This window comes from Paenibacillus marchantiae (assembly GCF_028771845.1).
GTDB classification, from domain to species: Bacteria; Bacillota; Bacilli; order Paenibacillales; family Paenibacillaceae; genus Paenibacillus; species Paenibacillus marchantiae.
On sequence record NZ_CP118270.1, the window covers coordinates 6,219,917 to 6,240,286 of the forward strand.

The 20,370-nt window shown below is 43.3% G+C and carries 18 protein-coding genes and 1 other annotated feature; of the genes, 6 read left to right on the forward strand and 12 right to left on the reverse strand.

Going from position 1 to position 20,370, the window contains the following annotated elements; all coding sequences use genetic code 11:
- Positions 1–25: 25 nt before the first annotated feature.
- Both PTQ21_RS28040 and PTQ21_RS28045 read right to left on the reverse strand, forming a co-directional pair.
- A complete protein-coding gene (locus PTQ21_RS28040; RefSeq protein ID WP_274567895.1) occupies positions 26–211 on the reverse strand; it encodes a hypothetical protein in 186 nt (61 codons plus the stop codon).
- 98 nt (positions 212–309) lie between these two features.
- On the reverse strand, positions 310–1,098 hold the full coding sequence (locus PTQ21_RS28045) for a hypothetical protein (protein WP_274567897.1): 789 nt from the start codon (positions 1,096–1,098) through the stop codon (positions 310–312).
- Between the two features lie 156 nt (positions 1,099–1,254).
- On the opposite strand from PTQ21_RS28045, the gene PTQ21_RS28050 reads away from it, so the two are divergent.
- The 5 genes from PTQ21_RS28050 to PTQ21_RS28070 all read left to right on the forward strand — a co-directional run bounded on the left by PTQ21_RS28050 (position 1,255) and on the right by PTQ21_RS28070 (position 7,860).
- Positions 1,255–1,461 (forward strand): ribbon-helix-helix domain-containing protein, encoded by a 207-nt coding sequence (locus PTQ21_RS28050; protein ID WP_274567868.1) that lies wholly within the window; start codon positions 1,255–1,257, stop codon positions 1,459–1,461.
- 478 nt (positions 1,462–1,939) lie between these two features.
- On the forward strand, positions 1,940–3,157 hold the full coding sequence (locus PTQ21_RS28055) for a TniQ family protein (protein WP_274567898.1): 1,218 nt from the start codon (positions 1,940–1,942) through the stop codon (positions 3,155–3,157).
- A gap of 81 nt (positions 3,158–3,238) precedes the next feature.
- Positions 3,239–5,935, forward strand: coding sequence for a TnsA endonuclease N-terminal domain-containing protein (locus PTQ21_RS28060; protein WP_274567900.1), 2,697 nt, complete (start codon positions 3,239–3,241; stop codon positions 5,933–5,935).
- Positions 5,922–7,034, forward strand: coding sequence for an ATP-binding protein (locus PTQ21_RS28065; RefSeq protein ID WP_274567901.1), 1,113 nt, complete (start codon positions 5,922–5,924; stop codon positions 7,032–7,034). The genes PTQ21_RS28060 and PTQ21_RS28065 overlap by 14 nt, the downstream gene beginning before the upstream one ends.
- A gap of 19 nt (positions 7,035–7,053) precedes the next feature.
- Positions 7,054–7,860: a TniQ family protein gene (locus PTQ21_RS28070; protein WP_274567902.1), complete on the forward strand. Its 807-nt coding sequence runs from the start codon at positions 7,054–7,056 to the stop codon at positions 7,858–7,860.
- Positions 7,861–8,079: 219 nt separating this feature from the next.
- Here PTQ21_RS28070 and PTQ21_RS28075 read toward each other — a convergent pair whose 3' ends face one another.
- From PTQ21_RS28075 to PTQ21_RS28085, 3 genes are all read right to left on the reverse strand, one after another.
- Positions 8,080–10,695, reverse strand: a complete 2,616-nt coding sequence (locus tag PTQ21_RS28075; RefSeq protein WP_274567903.1) for a ComEC/Rec2 family competence protein — start codon at positions 10,693–10,695, stop codon at positions 8,080–8,082.
- A gap of 104 nt (positions 10,696–10,799) precedes the next feature.
- Positions 10,800–11,321, reverse strand: a complete 522-nt coding sequence (locus PTQ21_RS28080; protein ID WP_063567278.1) for a deoxycytidylate deaminase — start codon at positions 11,319–11,321, stop codon at positions 10,800–10,802.
- A gap of 95 nt (positions 11,322–11,416) precedes the next feature.
- Positions 11,417–12,004: a ComEA family DNA-binding protein gene (locus PTQ21_RS28085; RefSeq protein WP_274567904.1), complete on the reverse strand. Its 588-nt coding sequence runs from the start codon at positions 12,002–12,004 to the stop codon at positions 11,417–11,419.
- 187 nt (positions 12,005–12,191) lie between these two features.
- On the opposite strand from PTQ21_RS28085, the gene comER reads away from it, so the two are divergent.
- Complete coding sequence (comER, locus tag PTQ21_RS28090; RefSeq protein ID WP_063567276.1) at positions 12,192–13,037, forward strand: late competence protein ComER; 846 nt, start codon at positions 12,192–12,194, stop codon at positions 13,035–13,037.
- Here the strand turns inward: comER and leuS are convergent.
- From leuS to PTQ21_RS28125, 7 genes are all read right to left on the reverse strand, one after another.
- A complete protein-coding gene (gene leuS / locus PTQ21_RS28095) occupies positions 13,018–15,462 on the reverse strand; it encodes a leucine--tRNA ligase (RefSeq protein WP_063567275.1) in 2,445 nt (814 codons plus the stop codon). The genes comER and leuS overlap by 20 nt on opposite strands.
- Before the next feature lie 71 nt (positions 15,463–15,533).
- Positions 15,534–15,800, reverse strand: a binding site (T-box leader).
- 98 nt (positions 15,801–15,898) lie between these two features.
- Positions 15,899–16,855 (reverse strand): phosphotransferase family protein, encoded by a 957-nt coding sequence (locus tag PTQ21_RS28100; RefSeq protein ID WP_274567905.1) that lies wholly within the window; start codon positions 16,853–16,855, stop codon positions 15,899–15,901.
- Positions 16,856–17,033: 178 nt separating this feature from the next.
- Entirely contained in the window at positions 17,034–17,804 is a 771-nt protein-coding gene (locus PTQ21_RS28105) for a class I SAM-dependent DNA methyltransferase (protein ID WP_063567273.1), read from the reverse strand.
- Positions 17,805–17,943: 139 nt separating this feature from the next.
- The gene (locus PTQ21_RS28110) at positions 17,944–18,849 is read right to left on the reverse strand and encodes a CvfB family protein (RefSeq protein ID WP_274567907.1); all 906 of its coding nucleotides are present in this window, start codon (positions 18,847–18,849) and stop codon (positions 17,944–17,946) included.
- Positions 18,846–19,193 carry a ribosome silencing factor gene (gene rsfS / locus PTQ21_RS28115; protein ID WP_072734522.1) on the reverse strand — a complete coding sequence of 116 codons (348 nt, stop codon included), beginning with the start codon at positions 19,191–19,193 and terminating at the stop codon, positions 18,846–18,848. Before rsfS ends, PTQ21_RS28110 begins: the two co-directional genes overlap by 4 nt.
- 22 nt (positions 19,194–19,215) lie before the next feature.
- On the reverse strand, positions 19,216–19,782 hold the full coding sequence (gene yqeK / locus PTQ21_RS28120) for a bis(5'-nucleosyl)-tetraphosphatase (symmetrical) YqeK (protein WP_274567908.1): 567 nt from the start codon (positions 19,780–19,782) through the stop codon (positions 19,216–19,218).
- Complete coding sequence (locus tag PTQ21_RS28125) at positions 19,766–20,356, reverse strand: nicotinate-nucleotide adenylyltransferase (protein ID WP_063567270.1); 591 nt, start codon at positions 20,354–20,356, stop codon at positions 19,766–19,768. Before PTQ21_RS28125 ends, yqeK begins: the two co-directional genes overlap by 17 nt.
- Positions 20,357–20,370 lie beyond the last annotated feature (14 nt).

Sequence of the window (20,370 nt, forward strand, 5' to 3'; positions counted from 1 at the left end):
TTCTACTTTTTTCCAGTCATAATTATTATCTGTTCCCCAGGTTATCCATAATTTCGGCTTTAAGCGCACCTAACATCTTCATAAATTGTTCGAACCCACTCTCAAGCGCAATGACTATAGCTTTGCCAACTGGCTCATTTCGTTTTCCAAATGCCCGTACCTCACTTGAAGCTTTAGCGACATCTACACCAACAACAGGTTCCATGTTCATGCTTATTATCTTCGTTTTGCCGCTCCTTTCCATGATGGTTAAAACCATAGCATCACTTATTATAAGGGATCAACTGCCCCTACCAGCCCAAATTTATACTAGATTCTTATTTTTTCACTAAGAGTCTGTATATAATTATGTTCTTTATGAATCTCCATTAAATAATACCTTAGATCAATTTCTGACGTTTTGCGAAATTGACTTACTTCAGATTTTTTAATGAATCCTCTTGCTACAAATTCATTTAATTTAGTGTAATCAATATTTCCAACACTCTTTAAAGCCTGATCTCCAATTTCTCTATATACATCAATGGTAGAAATTTGGGGACTTGGCTTTATGACATTCAGTTTCCCAAAAGAAAGTTTAACATTCTCCTCTTTCTTATGTAACATCTCCAATAAGGTCTGCTTTTTTATCAAATTCCATTGAATCAATTTATTTTCATGTGCATGCTTTAAAGATTTCCATGAGCGTACACGTTCTAAAATAACCAACTGTTCTAAATCAGTTGGGTCAGGTTCAGTTATTTCGTGATGATGGCTCCCAACAAATACAAATCTTAAATATGGAGTACTTGGGGTAATAAACTTAAGAAGTATTATTTGTTCTGCTTCCGTAAGACTATTCCAATTTACTTTCAGTACCAAATGAAGAATTCCATGATTCTCTAGAATCTCATAGATCGATGTGAAATCCGTATTATATTTTCTAGTTGCTACAAACTTACCTACTACTCCGTGTGTCTTCCACTCTATTCTCTTGCTGTTTGTATTCTCTTGATAACTACGAATAGAAGTCTTCAGTACATCTAGTTGGAGCTCCATATTTTTCATTTCATGATACGATCCATTACCGACAAACTCTATTAAAGCCCTATAGTCCATAACGCATCCCCCCATTAAAGCATATAATGATAGGATATCCATCAATGAGAATTAAAATTCATTTTGTAATATATTTTGTACTACAAAATGAATACATTTCGTGTTATACAATTCATTCACCTCTTACTCCTATACTGTAATTAGAGGTGATGCTCATTGAGTCTGGATGATTTTATAATAACGCCTAAAGAAGATAAATCTGTTACACTCACTATTCGAATAGAAAAATCAACCCAGGAACAATTTGATATACTTGCTCAAAAGAGCAATCGCTCACGCAATGAGCTGATTAATATGGCACTTGAATACGCTTTGAAAAATGCTAAGTTTATTCAAACCACGGACGAAAAAAAAAGTAATTAACTAATGGATGTATTCTTTTTGGTGAAAACCATAAGAATACATCCATTTTCTTTTCCCAACACTATTTTGATATCAAAATGTATTACAATTTGTTTTCGTGTCTACACTTACTATAAAACACAATCAAAAAGGAGCATCTTAATATGGAAAACAGGGACAGAACAGATCTTCAACATATTTCTGGTACCATCACGCATCAAGGAATTCTAGTAATGGATAAATATTATTCATGCCGGCATGCCGTACTCAATCAATGGTTTTCTTCAGAGAATAATATGGAAATCATTCCACTGTTTTACGAGCCGATCGAGTCCACTCTCTACTATCATTGTACAGAAACAGATCACTTGTGTTTGCTTTACCTCCTCCCACCTCAAAATCATCTTTCTCATGAAGAGATACGTATCTACCATACCAAACTGAACCACCTTAGAACTACTTTCAAGCATTTAAAAGAAGACACCGAGGAGGTCTAAATATGGTTATCTATTTAGATGATACTTATAAGGTGCCATACAAAGTAAGTAGATTATACGCTCTTAAACCAGAAGGACTCCAAACAGGATTAAAAGAAGGAATTGTTAGTTATATTACGCGGTTAGCTGCTGCTCATCATATATGTATGGGAGATTTAATTAAGGGTATTATCTCTTCTGAACTCGAGAGAGAGTATCTACAAAATGATATTTCTCGAGGAGGAAGTAGATTCTATCAACGAGCAAAATCATTAAATGGCGTTGGTCTTCACACTAAAAGCATAGTAGACATCCTGTCTATGTTAACGACTGTAGATAAACTTGAAAATCTCACTTTGCTACCCTGGGAAGAGGTTATATGTGATAAATACTTGTTCAAACCTTCAAAAGCATGGTGCGCACAGTGTTATCATGAATGGAACACAGAAGGAAAGCCACTTTACGAACCACTGTTGTGGTCTATAAAGCTAACTTCTGTATACCCAATTCATAATTCCCCTTTAACAATGAGTTGTCCTAATCAAAGTTGCAGGAAAACAATATCTCATCTCTCAAGAAATTCAGCAATTGGATTTTGCCCTCACTGTTCTAGTTGGCTTGGACAAAACAGCAATCACATCGTTCTCAATGAGAATACAAGTCAGTTAAGAAACTCTCTTACCCTGCTTCAATTGATTGCAAAAATACAAAGGCACAGTATATGTAGAAAAAATATCCAAGATAGTTTTCAAGTTTTGCTCACATATACCCATGGTAATATTTCTCGTCTAGCAAATTTAATTAGCATGAATCGCTGTACAGTGTGGCAATATTGCAACGGAGCTTTTATCCCACCCTTACCTACTATTTTGGAGATTTGTAATCACCTAAACATTGACTTAATAGATTTCCTCTTAGGTAACATCTCACATCTAAATATGAATTTAACGTATCAGATGCCTAGTATAGAGCGTTTCTGCGTCAACAAAATATCTAATGACATATCAGCTAAAAATAAGGAATTTAAAAACAGCAAAAAAATTTTGAACTATGAAAAAACTTGCGAAGATATTGAAAGGGCAGTTCTCAGTTTAAATGAATCTGGTTACTATCCAAGCAAACGCAATGTAGAAAGAGTTCTACAACGTAGTGGGATATTACAAAGACCGACATATAAGAATATTTGGAGAACCATGAAACAAAAGCAAGTCTACAAAGGAATCAATATGAAAGCCACATAGTTATATAAATATTTTACTACAATGAATATGTTCGAGGACTTATGGGCAGTATTACGAACAAAAGTATGGGAGGTTTCTTTTATGTTAACAGAAACGCAGTATGAGCTTTGGTTGATCGATAATGCTGTGCAATTGAACGCTAAAAATATGATTAATGAAATCCGTTCGTCCCAACCTTCCCGGCTTGTCAGGAGTTCTATAAAGAATGTTTCTGGAAGATACCCAAGTATAAAAATGAACTTTACAGTTCAATACGAAAGTCACACCTTAGAATTACCTTATATCCATACTTTAGAGCACAGTAATTCTGTATTAGAATTTTATGATCAGCCTAACTCAATTAAGCTTGATTACATGAGCACAGTTAACGAAAAACATAAAAGAAAATCTTTTTACTACACACCTGATTTCTTTGTTATAGAAGAACACGGTGCAAAATGGGTAGAGTGTAAAAGCGATGAAGATCTACAAAAACTATCTGAAAAGGATCCATCTAGATACTGTTTAGATAGTAACGGCAATTGGAGATGTCCACCGGGAGAAAGTTATGCTCAGCAATTCAATCTTGGTTTTGAAGTATTCAATTCAAACAAGTTACATTGGGTATATCAACGAAATCTTGTTTTTCTTTCAACATATCTAAAAAAAAATGTAAATTCCGATGCGGAAATGTCTGAAAAATTATTATTACATCTTGATCGCCAACCAGGACAATCACTCAACGATTTATTAGATGTGGCTGACAATCTTGATATTCCGTCTGATTTAATTTATTCATTAATTGCTACTGAGAAGATATATGTTGATTTGTACAGCCATGTCTTGGCTGAACCCCTTTATACACCAGTATTTACTTCTAAAGAAAAAGCTATGGCCTACATCCATATAAAAAATACTGCCGTAGATTTATCTATGCTTGAGAGTACAGTTATAGATATTGAAGTTGGGAGTAGTCTGTTATGGGATGAACAAGTATGGGACATTCTTAATAAAGGTCAGAATTATCTCACGATACGCAATAAACAAAGTATAGTCGACTTAACACATGCCGAGATTATCAAGTTTTCTAAATTAGGGAAAATAAAACATAGTAAATCTAATATTATAATGAAAACAGCTCATGATAGTAAAACACATGAAAGACTCATTTCAGCTAGTATAGAGGACTGTCGCATAGCAAACGAGCGTATGGAGTTGATATTGCCCTATTTAAAGGAAGGTTCCAAAGTTGATACAAGCCTCACTAGCCGAACCATAAGAAACTATGTTTTCATTTATAAAAAAAATGAACAAATTTATGGGAACGGGTACATTGGTCTACTCCCTTTGCATCAACAGAAAGGCAATCACACGAGTAGACTGTCAGAAAACACAACAAATTTAATTGAAGAATGTATTCGAGATAAGTATGAAACTTTTAAGCAACCAAAAAAATTAGAAGTCTACGGAGCTTTTCTAGTAGCTTGTAAAGAAAAAGGGGTAGAGCCTTGCAGTTACAAGACTTTTGTTAAAAAAATTAATAGCCGCCCTACTCATCATCAAGTCAAAAAAAGAAAGGGCGAGAAAGCAGCTTACCGCTTTGAATCTTTTTACTTAGAATATAGCCAAACAAATATACGACATGGAGATCGTCCGTTTGAGATTGCGCATTTAGATCACACCGAGTTAGATATAGAACTCATAGATCCACTCACTAAAAAGAATCTTGGCAGACCTTGGGTAACGTTTCTGACTGATGCGTTTACAAGGAAAATACTAGCACTTTACCTTACTTTCGATCCCCCATCGTACCGATCTGCGATGATGATTTTTCGTGAATGTGTTAGACGTTACTCGAGATTACCTGAAACAATTGTCGTTGATGGAGGAAAAGAGTTTTCCAGTGTTTATTTTGAAACAACACTCGCGATGTTTCGCTCAGGAAAAAAACAGCGACCTGCGGGTAAACCACGGTACGGATCTGTTATTGAACGGTTATTTGGTACCACCAATACTCGGTTTATTTATAATCTTTTGGGAAATACACAATCAACAAAAGATGTTAGAACGCTCACTCCGAAAAACAACCCAAAAAAACTTGCAGTCTGGACACTTAGTAAATTCTCAGAAAAATTAGAAGAATTCTCGTACGATATCTATGATCATATTGGACACCCTGCGCTTGGTGGGCAAAGCCCAAGTGATGCCTTTGCGTTAGGTCTCAAAAACTCTGGGCAGCGAAATAGTAGCATTATTCCATTTGATGAGACCTTTCATATCCTAACTATGCCTTCAACAAGCAAAGGAACTGCAAAAGTACATCCAGGTAGAGGGTTTAAAAATAATTACCTTCACTACTGGTCTGAAAGCTTTCGTAATCCCGAAGTTGAGGGAAAACAGATTCCAGTCCGTTACGATCCATACAATATTGGCGTAGCTTATGCATATGTAGGAAAAAGATGGGTTATGTGTATGTCTGACTATTATAGTGTCTTCAATGGAAAGACTGAAAAACAGATTAAAATTGCATCTAAAGAGCTTTTACAGAAAAATCGGAACCATTCAAGAAGATTTCAATTAGAGGCAAAAAAAATAGCAGAGTTTTTAATAGACTGTGATTCTGATGAGCTCTTGCTGCAACAAATGAAGGATGATCAAACTTTAGTACAAAAAGAAGACTCCCCTAACACAAAGAGCTCTATAGAATCTTTTCCAGACAAAGTTGAAAAGTCCACTACTCAGGAAATTAATAAAGTGATTATTGAGACGATTTTGGAGGAACGTTATGGAGAATTCTAAAGTCCCCCCTACTGTAATGGATCAATCTGTGGAGGCGAAGAAAAAGTACTTCGAGAATAAACTTATTTCTCACCCGAAACTGGAAGAAGCATTTACCCAAGCCAAGATTGCAGTACTAAAATATAAGACTCCACTCATTCTACTCTATGGTCCAAGCGGTGTGGGTAAATCTACTTTGTTAACTAAACTCTACAATCATCTTGTCAATGAATTGATAAATGAATTAAACACTGACTTCTCAAGAGTCCCTGCTGTACTCTTTGAATCCAAAGCAGCGGAATCAATCCAGTTCAGTTGGAAAGATTATTTTAAAGCAGGATTGATTGAGTTACATGAACCATGTATCGATCACAAAATGATACCCCAGCATCTCTCCAACATAGTAAATTCTCGAGGTTTCCATAGTAGAGAAACTTCATCTGCAATAAGATGGGCTTTTGAAAGTGCCCTAGTGCACAGAAGGCCATTAGCTTGTATGGTTGATGAAGCACAACACATTGCAAAGATATCAAAAGGTAATAAACTGATGGATCAAATGGATGTTGTCAAATCCATTGCTAATCAAACAAAAGTCCCACATGTTCTTGCAGGAACGTATGAGCTCCTGAAATTTCGAAATAAAAGCGCTCAATTAAGCAATCGAAGTATAGACGTTCATATACCAAGGTATAGAGCAGAAAATCAGCAGGATCTCAAGGAATTTCAAACCAGCGTTCTAACGTTACAAGATCATATGCCTGTTCAGGAGATCGATCTTTTGGAACATTGGGAATTTTTATATGAAAGAAGTATAGGATGTATCGGGGCTTTAAAGCTTTGGTTACAGCGTGCACTAGATATATACCTCATGGAGAATGAAACCCAATTCTCTTTAAAGTACCTGGAAAAAACTTCACTAAGTATTAAGCAATGTAGCACGATGGCTCGTGAAGCAAGAGAAGGAGAATTGGAACTTCATGAAACAGAGGAAGAAAGAGAATTTTTATTAAAATCTCTCGGCTTAAATACACTAGAAAATAATACACAAGTTAAAAATGAAAAGAAAAGTTCAAAAAAAGTTGGGCAAAGAAATCCAGTCAGAGACTCTTGTGGAAAATAAAGTATAAAGGATGTCGATTATGAATCACCTCTCTTCTATACCTCCAAGAAGCGCCATATATTCCATTGAGCCGATGTATAAAAATACAGCTGAAGTTGAAAGTCTCCATCACTATGTATATAGACTGGCAAGAGAACACTGTCTTAATGTCGGTAAATTTTTAGATTATTGTTTAAATGAGCAATTTCCAGCCCAAGCCTTAATTCATAATGGGCATGCTGCTGCTTTTTCTACACAGGAACAATTAGTAGAATGTCTAGAGAAACTTTCAGGAAGAAATGATCTTTCTAATACGACATTGTTATACTATAAAGAAGTCATTTCTGATGTCAGTTTGTATAGAAATCATCAAGCCTGGTGTCCAGTTTGCCTTTCTGAAAAGAACGAACCTGTTTACGAGAGGTTAAGCTGGACCTTATATGTTGTAAACGCATGTATTGAGCACGAGCAAATTTTAGTTGAAAAATGTAAATCTTGTTCCAAAAAGCAGGTGCCATATGTAGATTATGGCTTTTGCAAGTTTTGTAAGTCGGACTTAAGTAGTACTACTTGTACCAATCGAGCTTCTTATGATGAGCTTGACTACGTAGAAGAAATATTAGATATTATTAGAGCTCGAAGAATGCCAGAAATTCCAGTAGAAAATTCAATTCAATTTCTAATGGAATTATACGATCTCAAAAACCAACAGCTCTCCAAAGCAACTCTAGTAAATCCAGTGGCATTAAGTAACAGACGTAAAAAGCCTAATTTGACTACTGCGGTAAAATTAAGTTCCTATTTTCAGTTACCCGTTTATAAGTTATTGGATAATCGGTTAGTCTAAAAATCGGAATAGTATTATTATTGAGGAACATGAGTGGGACAGAAATCAGACGATTTCTGTCCCACTTTTATTTATCAAGCGACATTATGGAAGACTTATGCTTCCATTTTTGACTTCTGACAGACTTATGCTTCCAGTTCCAATATCAATATAAAAAAAAGTAAGGGATTTTTAAGTTTTATGACTTCTTTATGGGTAAAACTTCGGCTTACTTATTGGTTAAGTGATAACCTCATGATTCTCCCCCAAATGACGTGTAAACATCTCCTGAATAGTAACATCTACTAACGTAGCATCCGCATCGTACTGTCCAAACGAGGCTGAGAGCGATCCATCTTGAATCATATAGAGCAGATCCTGCTCGGCTGCAGCATCCATGTCTCCTGTGAACAATAATGAGGCGCCTGCCATTTCCAGCATAAAGACAACCGAATCATGATTCTGATGTTCCGAGAAGGGCAATCTTTCTTCTGTATCCATCGCTTTCTCCAGATCCGGATATATAAAATGTAGTCTGGTCTCCCCATCCGGAGCGTAGGACATCCCTTGGCGAATGGCATATAACGGAATCTGCTTGTCTATAACGGTATCCAGCAATTTCTCGAAATTGGCTGTACCGCTGGTTGTCCCATTGAACATGAATCGTTCCACTGGAATCTGTTCGAGCACGGCCTGTAATCCACCAGCATGATCCTGATCGGCATGGGTTACGATTACGGCGTCCAGCCGATGAATGCCCCGCTTTTTCAATAAAGGAACGACCACCTTGGCCCCTACTTCGTATGGATCACGCCGTGTCTTCCAGGATTGTTCAGACTTCCCGAACTGGACCGTACCTCCACCATCGACCAAAATATGTTTGCCTTCAGGTGTTGTAATAAGTGTACTGTCCCCTTGTCCGATATCCAAAAACTGCACCACTCCTGTCCCCGCAGGCTGCGGTGTCTGGTATGCCCACCATAATCCCACCACAAAGCTGAGAGCCAGCAGCGCACACATCCATTTGTGGAAGACGTTCATCCGTTCACCAGAGTAAAAACCCGCCCCACGCGCAGCAAATGCACTGGTATATTCCGGCCAGGCAATACTTGCACTTAATGTTGTCATCGAACCCGGGCTAGTCTCACGTCCACCTTTACGTCCACCTTTGTTTAATCCTTGTGATGATACATTAGACAACCCAGACAGCCCCAGAGCAGCTTTAGGCGTTCCCCCAACAAATCGGCGATCCAGCGGAGCCGTATCCTCTTCTGTGCCCTGAACTACAGGCTGGTCACCTCGACCACGGTGAAGGACCCGCAGAAGCGCATAGAGAACGGCATAATATGCTGTTATCCACAGTAGCGATGGGGTAGCCCAGATCAGCACAAATCCAGGCAAACTGTTCATCCACTCCACACTTACAAAGGTCAATTTGTTCAACATAATAGCAATCCACGCCAATGGTTTAGCCAGAGGCATCCAAATGAACGATAAAATCAGGGCAACCGTTCCAAGAGGAAGTACAATGGCACTGATCAAAGATACAAGCAGGAAGTTTGCGACAAATGAAAGCAGTGAAAACTGGTTGAAATACAGAATCGTGACCGGAAAAGAAATGAGCTGTGCTGTTACCGTCACAGAAGCTGTTGCTGCAAGGCCCTTGGGCCAACTGCTAAATATCCGATTAATCAGTGGCATGTAAATCATCAGTCCAGCCGTTACCAGAAAAGATAGCTGAAAGCTCACGCTCAGTAAAAAATACGGGTTCCACCACATCATCAACAACGCTGCTGCACTGATCATCTGCAATCCATCCCTCGCAAGCCCGCGCCGCGCCATATACAAACCAATCATCGACATGATACCCGCACGAATGACTGATGGTGAACCGCCAGACAACAGTACATATGCAGGTATTAGCAGCAACACAATGGTGAGCGAGGTTTCTCGGGTTAACCTAAGCCATGATAAAAGGAGAAGCAGCGATGCCACATACACCGCGACATGTGTTCCGGAGATCGCCAATATATGAGTTAAACCAAGCTGTGAAAATTGTCCATATGTATCCGGATCGATATCATTAGCCATCCCGATAATCAGGCCTTTCATATACCCCGCATGAGGTTCGGGAAATATCTGTTCTACCGCTGCGCCAAGTTTATGCCTGACGATGTCATTCCACCGGAGGATATTGAGTTCCCCCAGCCCTTCCGGCGGAACGGTGGTTACCGAGCTGGCACCCTTCACTTTAAACAACCAATGGATATGAAGAGTCCTTAAGTAATTTCGATAGTCAAACCCACCAAAATTTCTAGCTTCGCTGGGAAGCGCAAGCGCACCCGTCAACGTGATCGTATCTCCTCGCTTCCACCCTGCTGCTACTTGCTGTTCTTCTTCCTCAGCCAGGCGAACTTGGACCATTAGACGTTCTCTCACGTTAGGCGCAGTTCGCGCTTCCGACGCTGGCGCCGAGGATGCATCGGATAGTGGAAGCATCGACGTGACCTGCATTTCAAAATCAGCCCGATCCCCATCTATGCGTACATCCGACATAAGGATTCCTTCGAGTGTAGCTGCATAACCGTCCAAATCCTCGGCTGTCGTATGTGTGATATCGGGCAGACTACTCCGATTCCGCGCATCATTCCATTCCCAGTGCACAGCACCGCTAACGAGTGCTCCAATCAGTAACAAGATGGACCAACCGCGTATATCAATCCATCGTAGTAAAAGTGGCAGACAAACGAACGCCCCGATCATTCCCACGATCAAGGACCAACCCGATAATGCACATGCCATCCCACTACCGCATAACCAGCAGACGGTAAATACCAGTAAAGGTCTGCCTTTCATTTTCTCCCCCTCCTTTGTGTCAACCGCATGAACGCAGAAAAACCCCCGGCAGCTGATACAGCAACCGGAGGTTCTTCCCCGCAAATTTGAATATTATATTGGTTCTAGTCACTTACTGTCATCATCGTCTCCCGCGGAGGCTGGTAATTTTCCAGCTTACGAAACGTAATACCTTTTTGCTTCATCATATTTGTTACCTTGCCTGTGTCCTTGGGATACGGGCGATGAAACACGATTTCTGTAATACCGCTATTCGCGAGCATATTAGAGCAAGTCCAGCAAGGTTCATCCGTGACATATACAGAAGAGCCTTCGCGGTCAATTCGATCGGTGAACAAAAGCAAATTCTGCTCCGCATGAATGGTACGAATACAGCGTTGCTTTTTAACCATTTCCTCCTGACCGTCGGTTACCACCAGCTCATATTCTTCTGAGATCATGCATCCTGCTTCAGAGCAGTCCGGAACCCCCATGGGCGCACCATTATAGGCTGTTCCAAGCAGTTTCTTCCCCTGCACAAGTACAGCCCCAACATGACGGCGTGAACAGCGGGAACGGGTAGAGACCATATATGCGATGTCCATGAAATACGTATCCCAGTCTTTGCGTACGTCTGCCGTGCTCATAACCGTTTCCCTCCCATCGGATACAAGTTGAACCCATCCTTCGTTCTTATGTCATTTCCAATTCAACTTATATCCTAATATTTAATATTGCGTGATTACCTGATCTGAACATACGGAGCCATTTTCTCCAGCATCTTCATTCCGATTCCTTTCACTTTGGTCAGATCGCTGACTTTGGTAAACGGACCATGGGAATTACGATAATCAATAATGGCTTGCGCCTTTTTCTCCCCAATTCCAGGAAGGTCCATCAGCTTCGCTGCCGGAGCTGTATTGACATCAATTTTGCCATTGTCGACAGCTTCATTACTAACCAAAGCTTGGTTATTGTCTGGTGAAACAACCGCTGCCTCGGATTTCGTTTGTGTCCCATCAGTAGGAGTATCCGTTTGCTTAACTGCAACTGTCTGATCAGACACTTTCCCTGCTGCGGCATCAACCAGATTAGTCTCTACTGGGGCCTCTGTTGTTGACGATCTCTGTTCTGCATCGGAAGCCTTCGTTTGTTCCTGAACCAAAGTAGCCGACTGTACAGCAGGGGTTTCCTGCTCTATCGTCGGCTTCTCGGTGGCGAGCTGCATAGGTTCCCAGCCCGAAGGCGGCTGTTCACTTTTGCCCGACCATAATATCAGAATACATCCGACCACCGCCGCAGCAATGGTCATCCCCTTGTTACATCTCATTTTCTTCCACACCTCTCCCTGGATTCAAAATAAATCTATTCTGAACACGGGCGGTGCTTCCGAACCGTTGGATTTGCCTGGTAAACCAAGCTGTACTATTTTCATGTCATGTGAAGCAGGTCCTGACGCATACACTAGAGGGAAAGAACTGCGCCATTACCGTAAAGCATGAAAGGAGGCCTGAACAATGAAGGTTGGATTTATCGGAACCGGCAGCATGGGCAGCCTGCTGATCTATGCCTTGATTCAATCCGGTGCACTTGAGCCACGGCAGATCGCCGCCAGCAATAGAACCCCTTCCAAAGTACGGCAGCTATCCCTCCGTTACCCCGGTCTGCATGAATCACAGAGCAACCGGGAAACCGTCATCCGCAGCAATATCATCTTTTTGTGCGTGAAGCCACTTGAATTCAAACATGTCATTGACGACATCCTGCCTGTCGTGAATCCCAATCATATAATCGTCTCGATCACCAGTCCCGTGCAGCTGCGCCATCTGGAATCTTCACTTCCTTGCAAAGTCTCCAAAGTTATCCCCAGCGTTACGCACCAGGTCGGCAGCGGAGCGTCCCTGTGTATTCACGGTGAGCGAATGACTACCGAAGACCGCGCTGTGCTGGAAGGGCTGCTCAGTCATATCGGCAGACCCTATCAAGTGGATGAAGCCTGCACCCGGATCACTTCCGACTTCTCCAGCTGCGGACCTGCATTCATATCGTTCTTTCTGGAGCAATGGATTGAGAGTGCCGTCAAGCTTACAGGCATCAAACGAGCCGACGCCTGCGCTCTTGCCGGCGAGATGCTCCTGGGAACAGGCAAGCTGCTCACCGAAGGAGGATACACCCCGCAAGAACTTCAGGCTCGCGTGGCTGTCCCTGGCGGCATCACCGCACAGGCACTTGCCCTGCTAAAGGTCAGTCTGAATGGGGTTTTTGACAGTCTGATCCAGACGACTCACGACAAATATGATGAAGATTTGTTGAAGCTGGATGAACTATTCAAAGCCGGTGAGATTAACCGGCAACAATATTAACGAGTTTGCCTGGAACGGCAATGACCTTGCGAATGGTCTTGCCTTCCAGTGCCTGTTTCACAGGTGCCAGTTCCATTGTAAAGTCCTGCATGCCCTGTGCGTCCAGATCCTTCGCGATCGTAGCACGGGTTACAATTTTGCCATTCACTTGAACAACAATCTCCACTTCGGCGTCCACCGTCATGGACTCATCATACTCAGGCCAAGCTACGTAAGAGATTCCACCTTCATGACCGAGACGGCTCCACAGCTCTTCTGCCATATGCGGTGCCAGCGGTGACAACAGCTGTACAAAGTTCTCCATTGCTTCACGCGGCAGCGTATCTGCTTTGTACGCATCGTTGATGAAGATCATCAACTGGCTGATCGCTGTGTTGAAACGCAGATGTTCCATATCCTCTGTAACCTTTTTGATTGTCTTGTGTGCAGTCCGCTTGAACTCATCGGTTCCACCATCTGCTGTGATCTTGTCATTAATTGCACCTGTATCTTCATTGATGAACAGACGCCATACACGTGACAGGAAGCGGTGCATGCCCTCAACCCCGTTAGCGTTCCACGGTTTTGTCGCCTCCAGAGGCCCCATGAACATTTCGTACAGACGCAATGTATCTGCACCGAATTCATTGACGATCTCATCCGGGTTAATAACATTACCACGGGATTTACTCATCTTCTCATTGTTGGTTCCCAGGATCATACCTTGGTTGACCAGTTTGTGGAACGGCTCTTTGGTATGCACCACACCCAGATCATACAGCACTTTATGCCAGAAACGAGCGTACAGCAAGTGAAGCACCGCGTGCTCTGCTCCCCCGATATACAGATCAACTGGCAGCCATTGCTGCTGTTTCTCCTGAGAGATCAGTTCCTTGTCATTGTGTGGATCAATAAAGCGCAGGTAATACCAGCAGCTACCTGCCCATTGTGGCATTGTGTTCGTCTCGCGACGTGCTTTCATTCCCGTTTCCGGATCTACGGTGTTAACCCATTCCGTAACATTCGCCAGTGGTGACTCTCCAGTGCCCGAAGGTTTGATCTGGTCAATATCCGGCAGCAGCAAAGGTAGTTGATCTTCCGGCACCGTCTTCATCGTTCCGTCTTCCAGATGCAGAATCGGGATTGGTTCACCCCAGTAACGCTGACGGCTGAACAGCCAATCGCGCAGACGATAGGTTACCTTGCCTTGTCCCTTACCGTTCTCTTCCAACCAGGCAATCATCTTAGCAATCGCTTCTTCGTTGTTCAATCCGTTCAGGAAATCGGAGTTCACATGCGGTCCGTCTCCGGAATACGCTTCTTGTGTCACGTCGCCACCCTGTACAACCTCGATGATGTCCAGACCAAACTGTTTTGCAAACTCCCAGTCACGAGCGTCATGTCCCGGAACAGCCATGATCGCCCCTGTGCCGTATCCAGCCAGAACATAATCGGCGATCCAGATTGGCACCTTCGCTCCGTTTACCGGATTGATTGCATAAGTTCCTGTGAACACACCCGTTTTGTCTTTAGCCAAATCAGTACGTTCCAGATCACTCTTGCGAGCAGCCTGTTCCTGATATGCCTTGATTGCTTCACGCTGTTCAGCCGTTGTAATGACTTCAACCAGCTCATGCTCAGGTGCCAATACAGCATAACTTGCACCAAACAAAGTATCTGCACGTGTCGTAAACACTTTAATAACTTCTTCATGACCCTCAATGGCAAAAGTAACTTCCGCCCCGGTCGATTTGCCGATCCAGTTGCGCTGCATATCCTTGATACTTTCCGACCAGTCCAGCTCTTCCAAGTCTTCCAGCAAACGCTCTGCATATTCCGTAATTCTCAATACCCATTGGCGCATCGGTTTACGAACGACCGGATGTCCACCACGCTCACTCTTACCGTCGATAACTTCTTCGTTCGCCAGTACCGTTCCCAAAGCTTCGCACCAGTTCACAGGCACTTCATCTACATAAGCCAGGCCTTTATTGTACAACTGGATGAAGATCCATTGCGTCCATTTGTAATAGTCAGGGTCTGTTGTGCTGATCTCCCGATCCCAGTCATATGAGAAACCCAGTGATTTGATCTGACGACGGAAATTGTCAATATTGCGGAATGTAATATCCCGTGGATGCTCACCAGTATCCAATGCATGCTGCTCAGCAGGCAGGCCGAAAGCATCCCAACCCATTGGATGCAATACATTGAAACCGCGCATACGTTTGAAACGGGATACGATATCCGTTGCCGTATATCCTTCCGGGTGACCTACGTGCAGGCCTGAGCCGGATGGATACGGAAACATATCTAAGGCATAAAACTTCGGTTTAGCGGGGTCTTCACCCGTTTTAAACGTTTTATTGTCATCCCAGTATTGCTGCCAACTTTTCTCCATGTCTTGTGGCTTATAGCCGTGTTTCGGCTGTTGATTCTCACTCATCTATTGTTCCTCCTCTGGTTATTCGCTTTTATTGCAACAAAAAAACCTCAGCATCCCGTAGCGTTTGCAGCGCTAGGGACGAGAGGTTGAATTCCCGTGGTACCACCCTAGTTAGCGGACGATCGTGCTTCGTCATCCGCTCCCTTTGGACCTGTAACGGCGGTTAACCGATGCGGATTTCCATTCCTGAACCCGAGTGTTAATCAGTCGGTTGCAAGATGGTGTAATCACCGCATTTCTCCAAGGCGAGTTCGTGAAATACTGTCAACCGACTTGCACCAAGCGCCGGCTCTCTGTCATGTACAGGACTCACTACTGATCCTTATCATCGAAATATGTATACGATATGATCGGAAACATTATATAAAAAAGAAGCATTAAAGTCAATATTACACTGTCTGTTGAGTATAAGCAATGCTATGCATCAGTATACACCTTAAGACGACTGGAATCGCTTGATTCCTTCTTCTAGATTATCAATCGACCACTGAATGTGTTCCTTGTTATCGTATTGACGATATGGACACTCGATTCTCAGCGCCAGATCAAAATACAGATCATATAAACTTCTTCTTTTTCGTTCACTGTCTGTTGTAACTGCTCTACCATATCCTTTGAGGAATCCCGGTGTATTATTAAAATGACTGAAATAGTGCTCCATTAAAGGATCTGCCCAAAGGGAACGTTCGAAATCGATAATGGCGGTGATTTTCCCCGCCTCTACAAATACATTCCCATCCCACAAATCCCAATGTACAAGCACAGGCTCTTTGACATCATCCAGCACATCCGAATTCTCTTGAATCAAACGCTCCAGTTCCTCATAACGAATCGAAAATTCCACACCCGCTGCTTTGCTATCTGCAAGCATATCATCCATTAGGCTCATGAAAGCTTCTTTCCACGTTGTATAATGCGATTTCTTTGAAGAAAAGTAACCAAACTTCTCTCCTTTAATTTCATTGATCCGACGATTGTATGCACCCAGCTGCTGCTCTATGGATTCCTGCTCTTCTGCACTGTACTGATCTTTGACTTTGTTATACGGCGTTCCTGGCATGTACTCCATAATAAAATATTCTGCCGGAACCAGGGTGAGCGATGGATCATAGGCCAATACCCGAGGAACGGGTACATCCTGAAGTTCTGCCGCGAGTCGTAGTGCTTCAACCTCAGCAACCATGACATGCTGTTCGCAGCGCATCAGCTTAATGCCATTAGAAGGAGCTATTTTGAGTACAACCTTCTGTCCGTCTTTCTTGGTAATAAAGTAAGCGTGGTTTGCCCACCCGTCAATCATCTCTTTGTATTCTTGGACACCTGTGTTAAAGTGCTGCTGCACAATTCTGTCTAATTGTTCGGAAGTAAGCCTTGTTTTGTATGTACTTTCCATTCTGCATCCCACCCAGAATTTAATTTTTCAGGATTCTACTAATTAGAAAACGTTTTCCATCCAACTATTATGGCTTCCTTTAACCCCACTGGCAATAACTTTTATTACATATAAAAAAACATTCTTATAAACAAAGAACTGCCCTTATACATCATAAGGACAGTTCTTTATCTTAATCCTATTTCACGGCTACATAGAATAGACGCTGTGCGCCTTCTCCCGCCTCTTTCCACTCAAAATCAGCATATACACGTACATCTCTGAAGCCAGCCTTCGTGAGCTCCAGCTTCATCCAGTCCGGATCATACGCACGCTGAACATGAACCTCTTCAAACCGTTGGTACATATCCTTGCCGCTCTCAGCCACACGCGAAAAGATACTTAGATGATGCTCAATCTCACACCGTTCATGATCCATATCACAGGTCCAAATATACGATACGGAGCGTTCGTCCAACACAAATGGTTGCTCCTCTTCGTATCGAATAAGGGTATTCGGATGATGTACATCGAACAGGAATGTGCCCTCCGGCTTTAGCATCTCGTAAGTACGCTGAAAGGTACGAACGATATCCTCTTTTTCAAGCAGATAATTCACGCAATCACAGAACGATATCACCGAGTCCACAGGCTCCGGCACTCTCCAGTCCCGCATATCCTGCTGCACCCAGCGGACACTGCCTTCCCGATATAAGCGGTGGCCTTGAGGCGTGGCCTCCATTTTACTGCGTGCAACAGACAGCATGTCCGCTGACAGGTCAATACCTGTAACTTCAAAGCCGGAGTTCACCAGTGGGATCGTAATTGAGCCGGTTCCACAGCCCAGTTCAGCCACACTTTTCGGCATGCCATGCCGTTCCCAAGCCGTTCTCGCAAACCTTATCCAGTCCGGATAAGGCATATCCTCCATTAATTCATCGTACACATAGGCAAATTTCCGGTAAGACATGTCAGGCACCGCACTTTCAATTTCATTTTCGAATCTCTTTTGAACAAAAGAAAAAGCAGGGGCGTCCGGAGTTCACCCAGCCTTGCCCTGCCTTTACTTGTGGATTCAAGCGTATGCTTGATCCATTCTACCCGTTTGTCTACTTGTCCTCGTTCTGATCCTGAGGTACAGACTCTGTCAGATAAGTCCAGTTTTCCTTTTGAGTTACCAGACCATCCTTCATCAGTTTGCCCAAGGCCCGCTTGAAAGCGGATTTACTGATACCAAAACGCTGCTTGATGATGTCCGGCGGGGTTGCATCCGAATACGGCATGCCGCCCGTAGGGCGATCTTTCATGAAAGCAAGCAGTTTGTCTGCATCTTCATTGCGACCAACCTCTTTGAGAGGAGACATCGCCAGATTGACACGTCCATCTTCACGTACCATGGTTACCCGGCATTTCACCTTTTCACCTAGACGTAGCATACGGTTTCGTTCCGAGGAATGAATCATGCCAATAGCGCCAAAGCCCAGCACACCACCGTCAACAAGTACAAAAGTACCCATCTGAAGTGGCTTGTACACCGTTGCTTCAACCCATTCGTTGACCCAAGTGGTTGGCGCATGGAAGGACAATGGTGCAAGCTCACGTTCTCCAGCCAATTTCGCACGCAAACGCCCTTGCTTGTCATGCTCCATAAGGACAAAAACTTCATCGCCTACATGAGGACGTAATTCTTCCAACTCAGGCAATTCACGAATCGGGAGCAGCAATTGCCGCCCAAGCCCCATCTCGAGGAAACAGCCAAGGCGTGGATGAATGTCAGCCACAACCAGACGTGCCATTTCGCCTAGAGTGAGATATGGTTTTTTCATGGTTGCCGCCAGGCGATCTTCCGTATCAAAGAACACAAAGACCTCCAGCGTTTCTCCAATTTTCACGTCCCGTGTGAGCTCCGTATAGTGAAGCAGTACATCTTCCGATCCTGTCGTCAAAAAGTAGCCAAATGGAGACACTTCACGTGAAACCGGCAAGTTGACGACTGTTCCTGCGATCAAACTCATACCGTTTCCACCACTTTGGCATCAGACCACAGTCGTTCAATGTTGTAATACTCACGCTCGTCACGGTGGAAGATATGAACAACCACATCACCCATATCCATCAATACCCAACGTGCCGAATCCATACCTTCGATGCCTTTGATGTTCACGCCGGCAGCATGCGCCTGTTTACGAATCTCTGTTGCAATCGCCTGTACCTGAGTATCGGAATTCCCGTGACAGATAACAAAATAGTCCGCTACCAGCGAGATACCAATCAGATCCAGTGCTACAATGTTAGATGCTTTTTTATCGTCAGCGGCCGCAACCGCCATATTCATAAGTTCTTTCGATGATACTGTCATGAACCAACCTCCATAATCTAATCTATAAATGTGTAATCAAGTCATTCCGCGACAACATGGTCAAAGGGTAAATGACACGGCGCTGCGAGATCAACAAGCTGATCGTTGAGTCAAAACCGGCAATTAAACCTTCTTCCAGACTGAGCTCAGCCTGTTCGCGAATATGATTTACTCCCGGGAAGTCTCTTCCCGGTTCAATATAATCCGCAAGACATACCACTTTATCCAGCAGGCTCATGCCCACTCGACCCGAGGTATGCCAACGAATAGCATTAATAATTTCGGCATCATCGATGCCGTAGTCACGTTCAGCAACAAAAGCACCCACTTCGGAATGCCAGAGCTGCTTGTCATGCTGCAAAAGTTCTTCGTTCAAACCATTATCACGGATGACCGCTTCCATCTCAGATACGGGCCAATACTTGGCCACATCATGCAAGATTGCTGCCAAATCCGCTTTTACAGGATCAGCACCATATTTTTCAGCCAATAACACTGCCGACTCCATGACACCCAGCGTATGCTTCCAACGCTTCTCCGGCATTTGACCGGAAACTGCGCGGATCAGTTCGTCACGGCTTAGTCCCATATAAACCGCTCCTTACAATGTATTGGTGCACCTCATCAGGAATCATGAAACGTACCGAATGACCTTTGGCAAGACGTCTGCGTACGGCTGTGGATGATATATCCACTAGGGGCATCTCAGCCAACAATACCCGATCCTGCAACGCGTCCGGCAGGTCATCCAGATGTAACTGGAATCCCGGTCTTCCCACACCGATGAAGGTTAAACGTTCGGCGAGCTCTTCGATCTGCTCCCATTTGGGAAGATAGTTCACCATATCCGCTCCAACAATAAAGTAAAATTCATGCTGCGGATAGCGGCGCCAAAGCTCCTTCATGGTATCAATGGTATAGGACACACCGCCAAGTTCCATCTCGATACCCAGCACCTCATATTGCTGCACACCTTTCACAGCCGCTTCCGTCATTTCGAGACGTTGCTGTCCCGAAGCTCCGGCGCCGCGTTTGTGAGGTGGAACATGGGAAGGCATGAACCAGATCTCATCCAGTGCATGCGAATCCCTTGCCGCTTCAGCTGCCAGGAGGTGTCCCATGTGGATCGGATCAAACGTACCACCCATGATACCGATCTTCACCCGCGTCACACTCC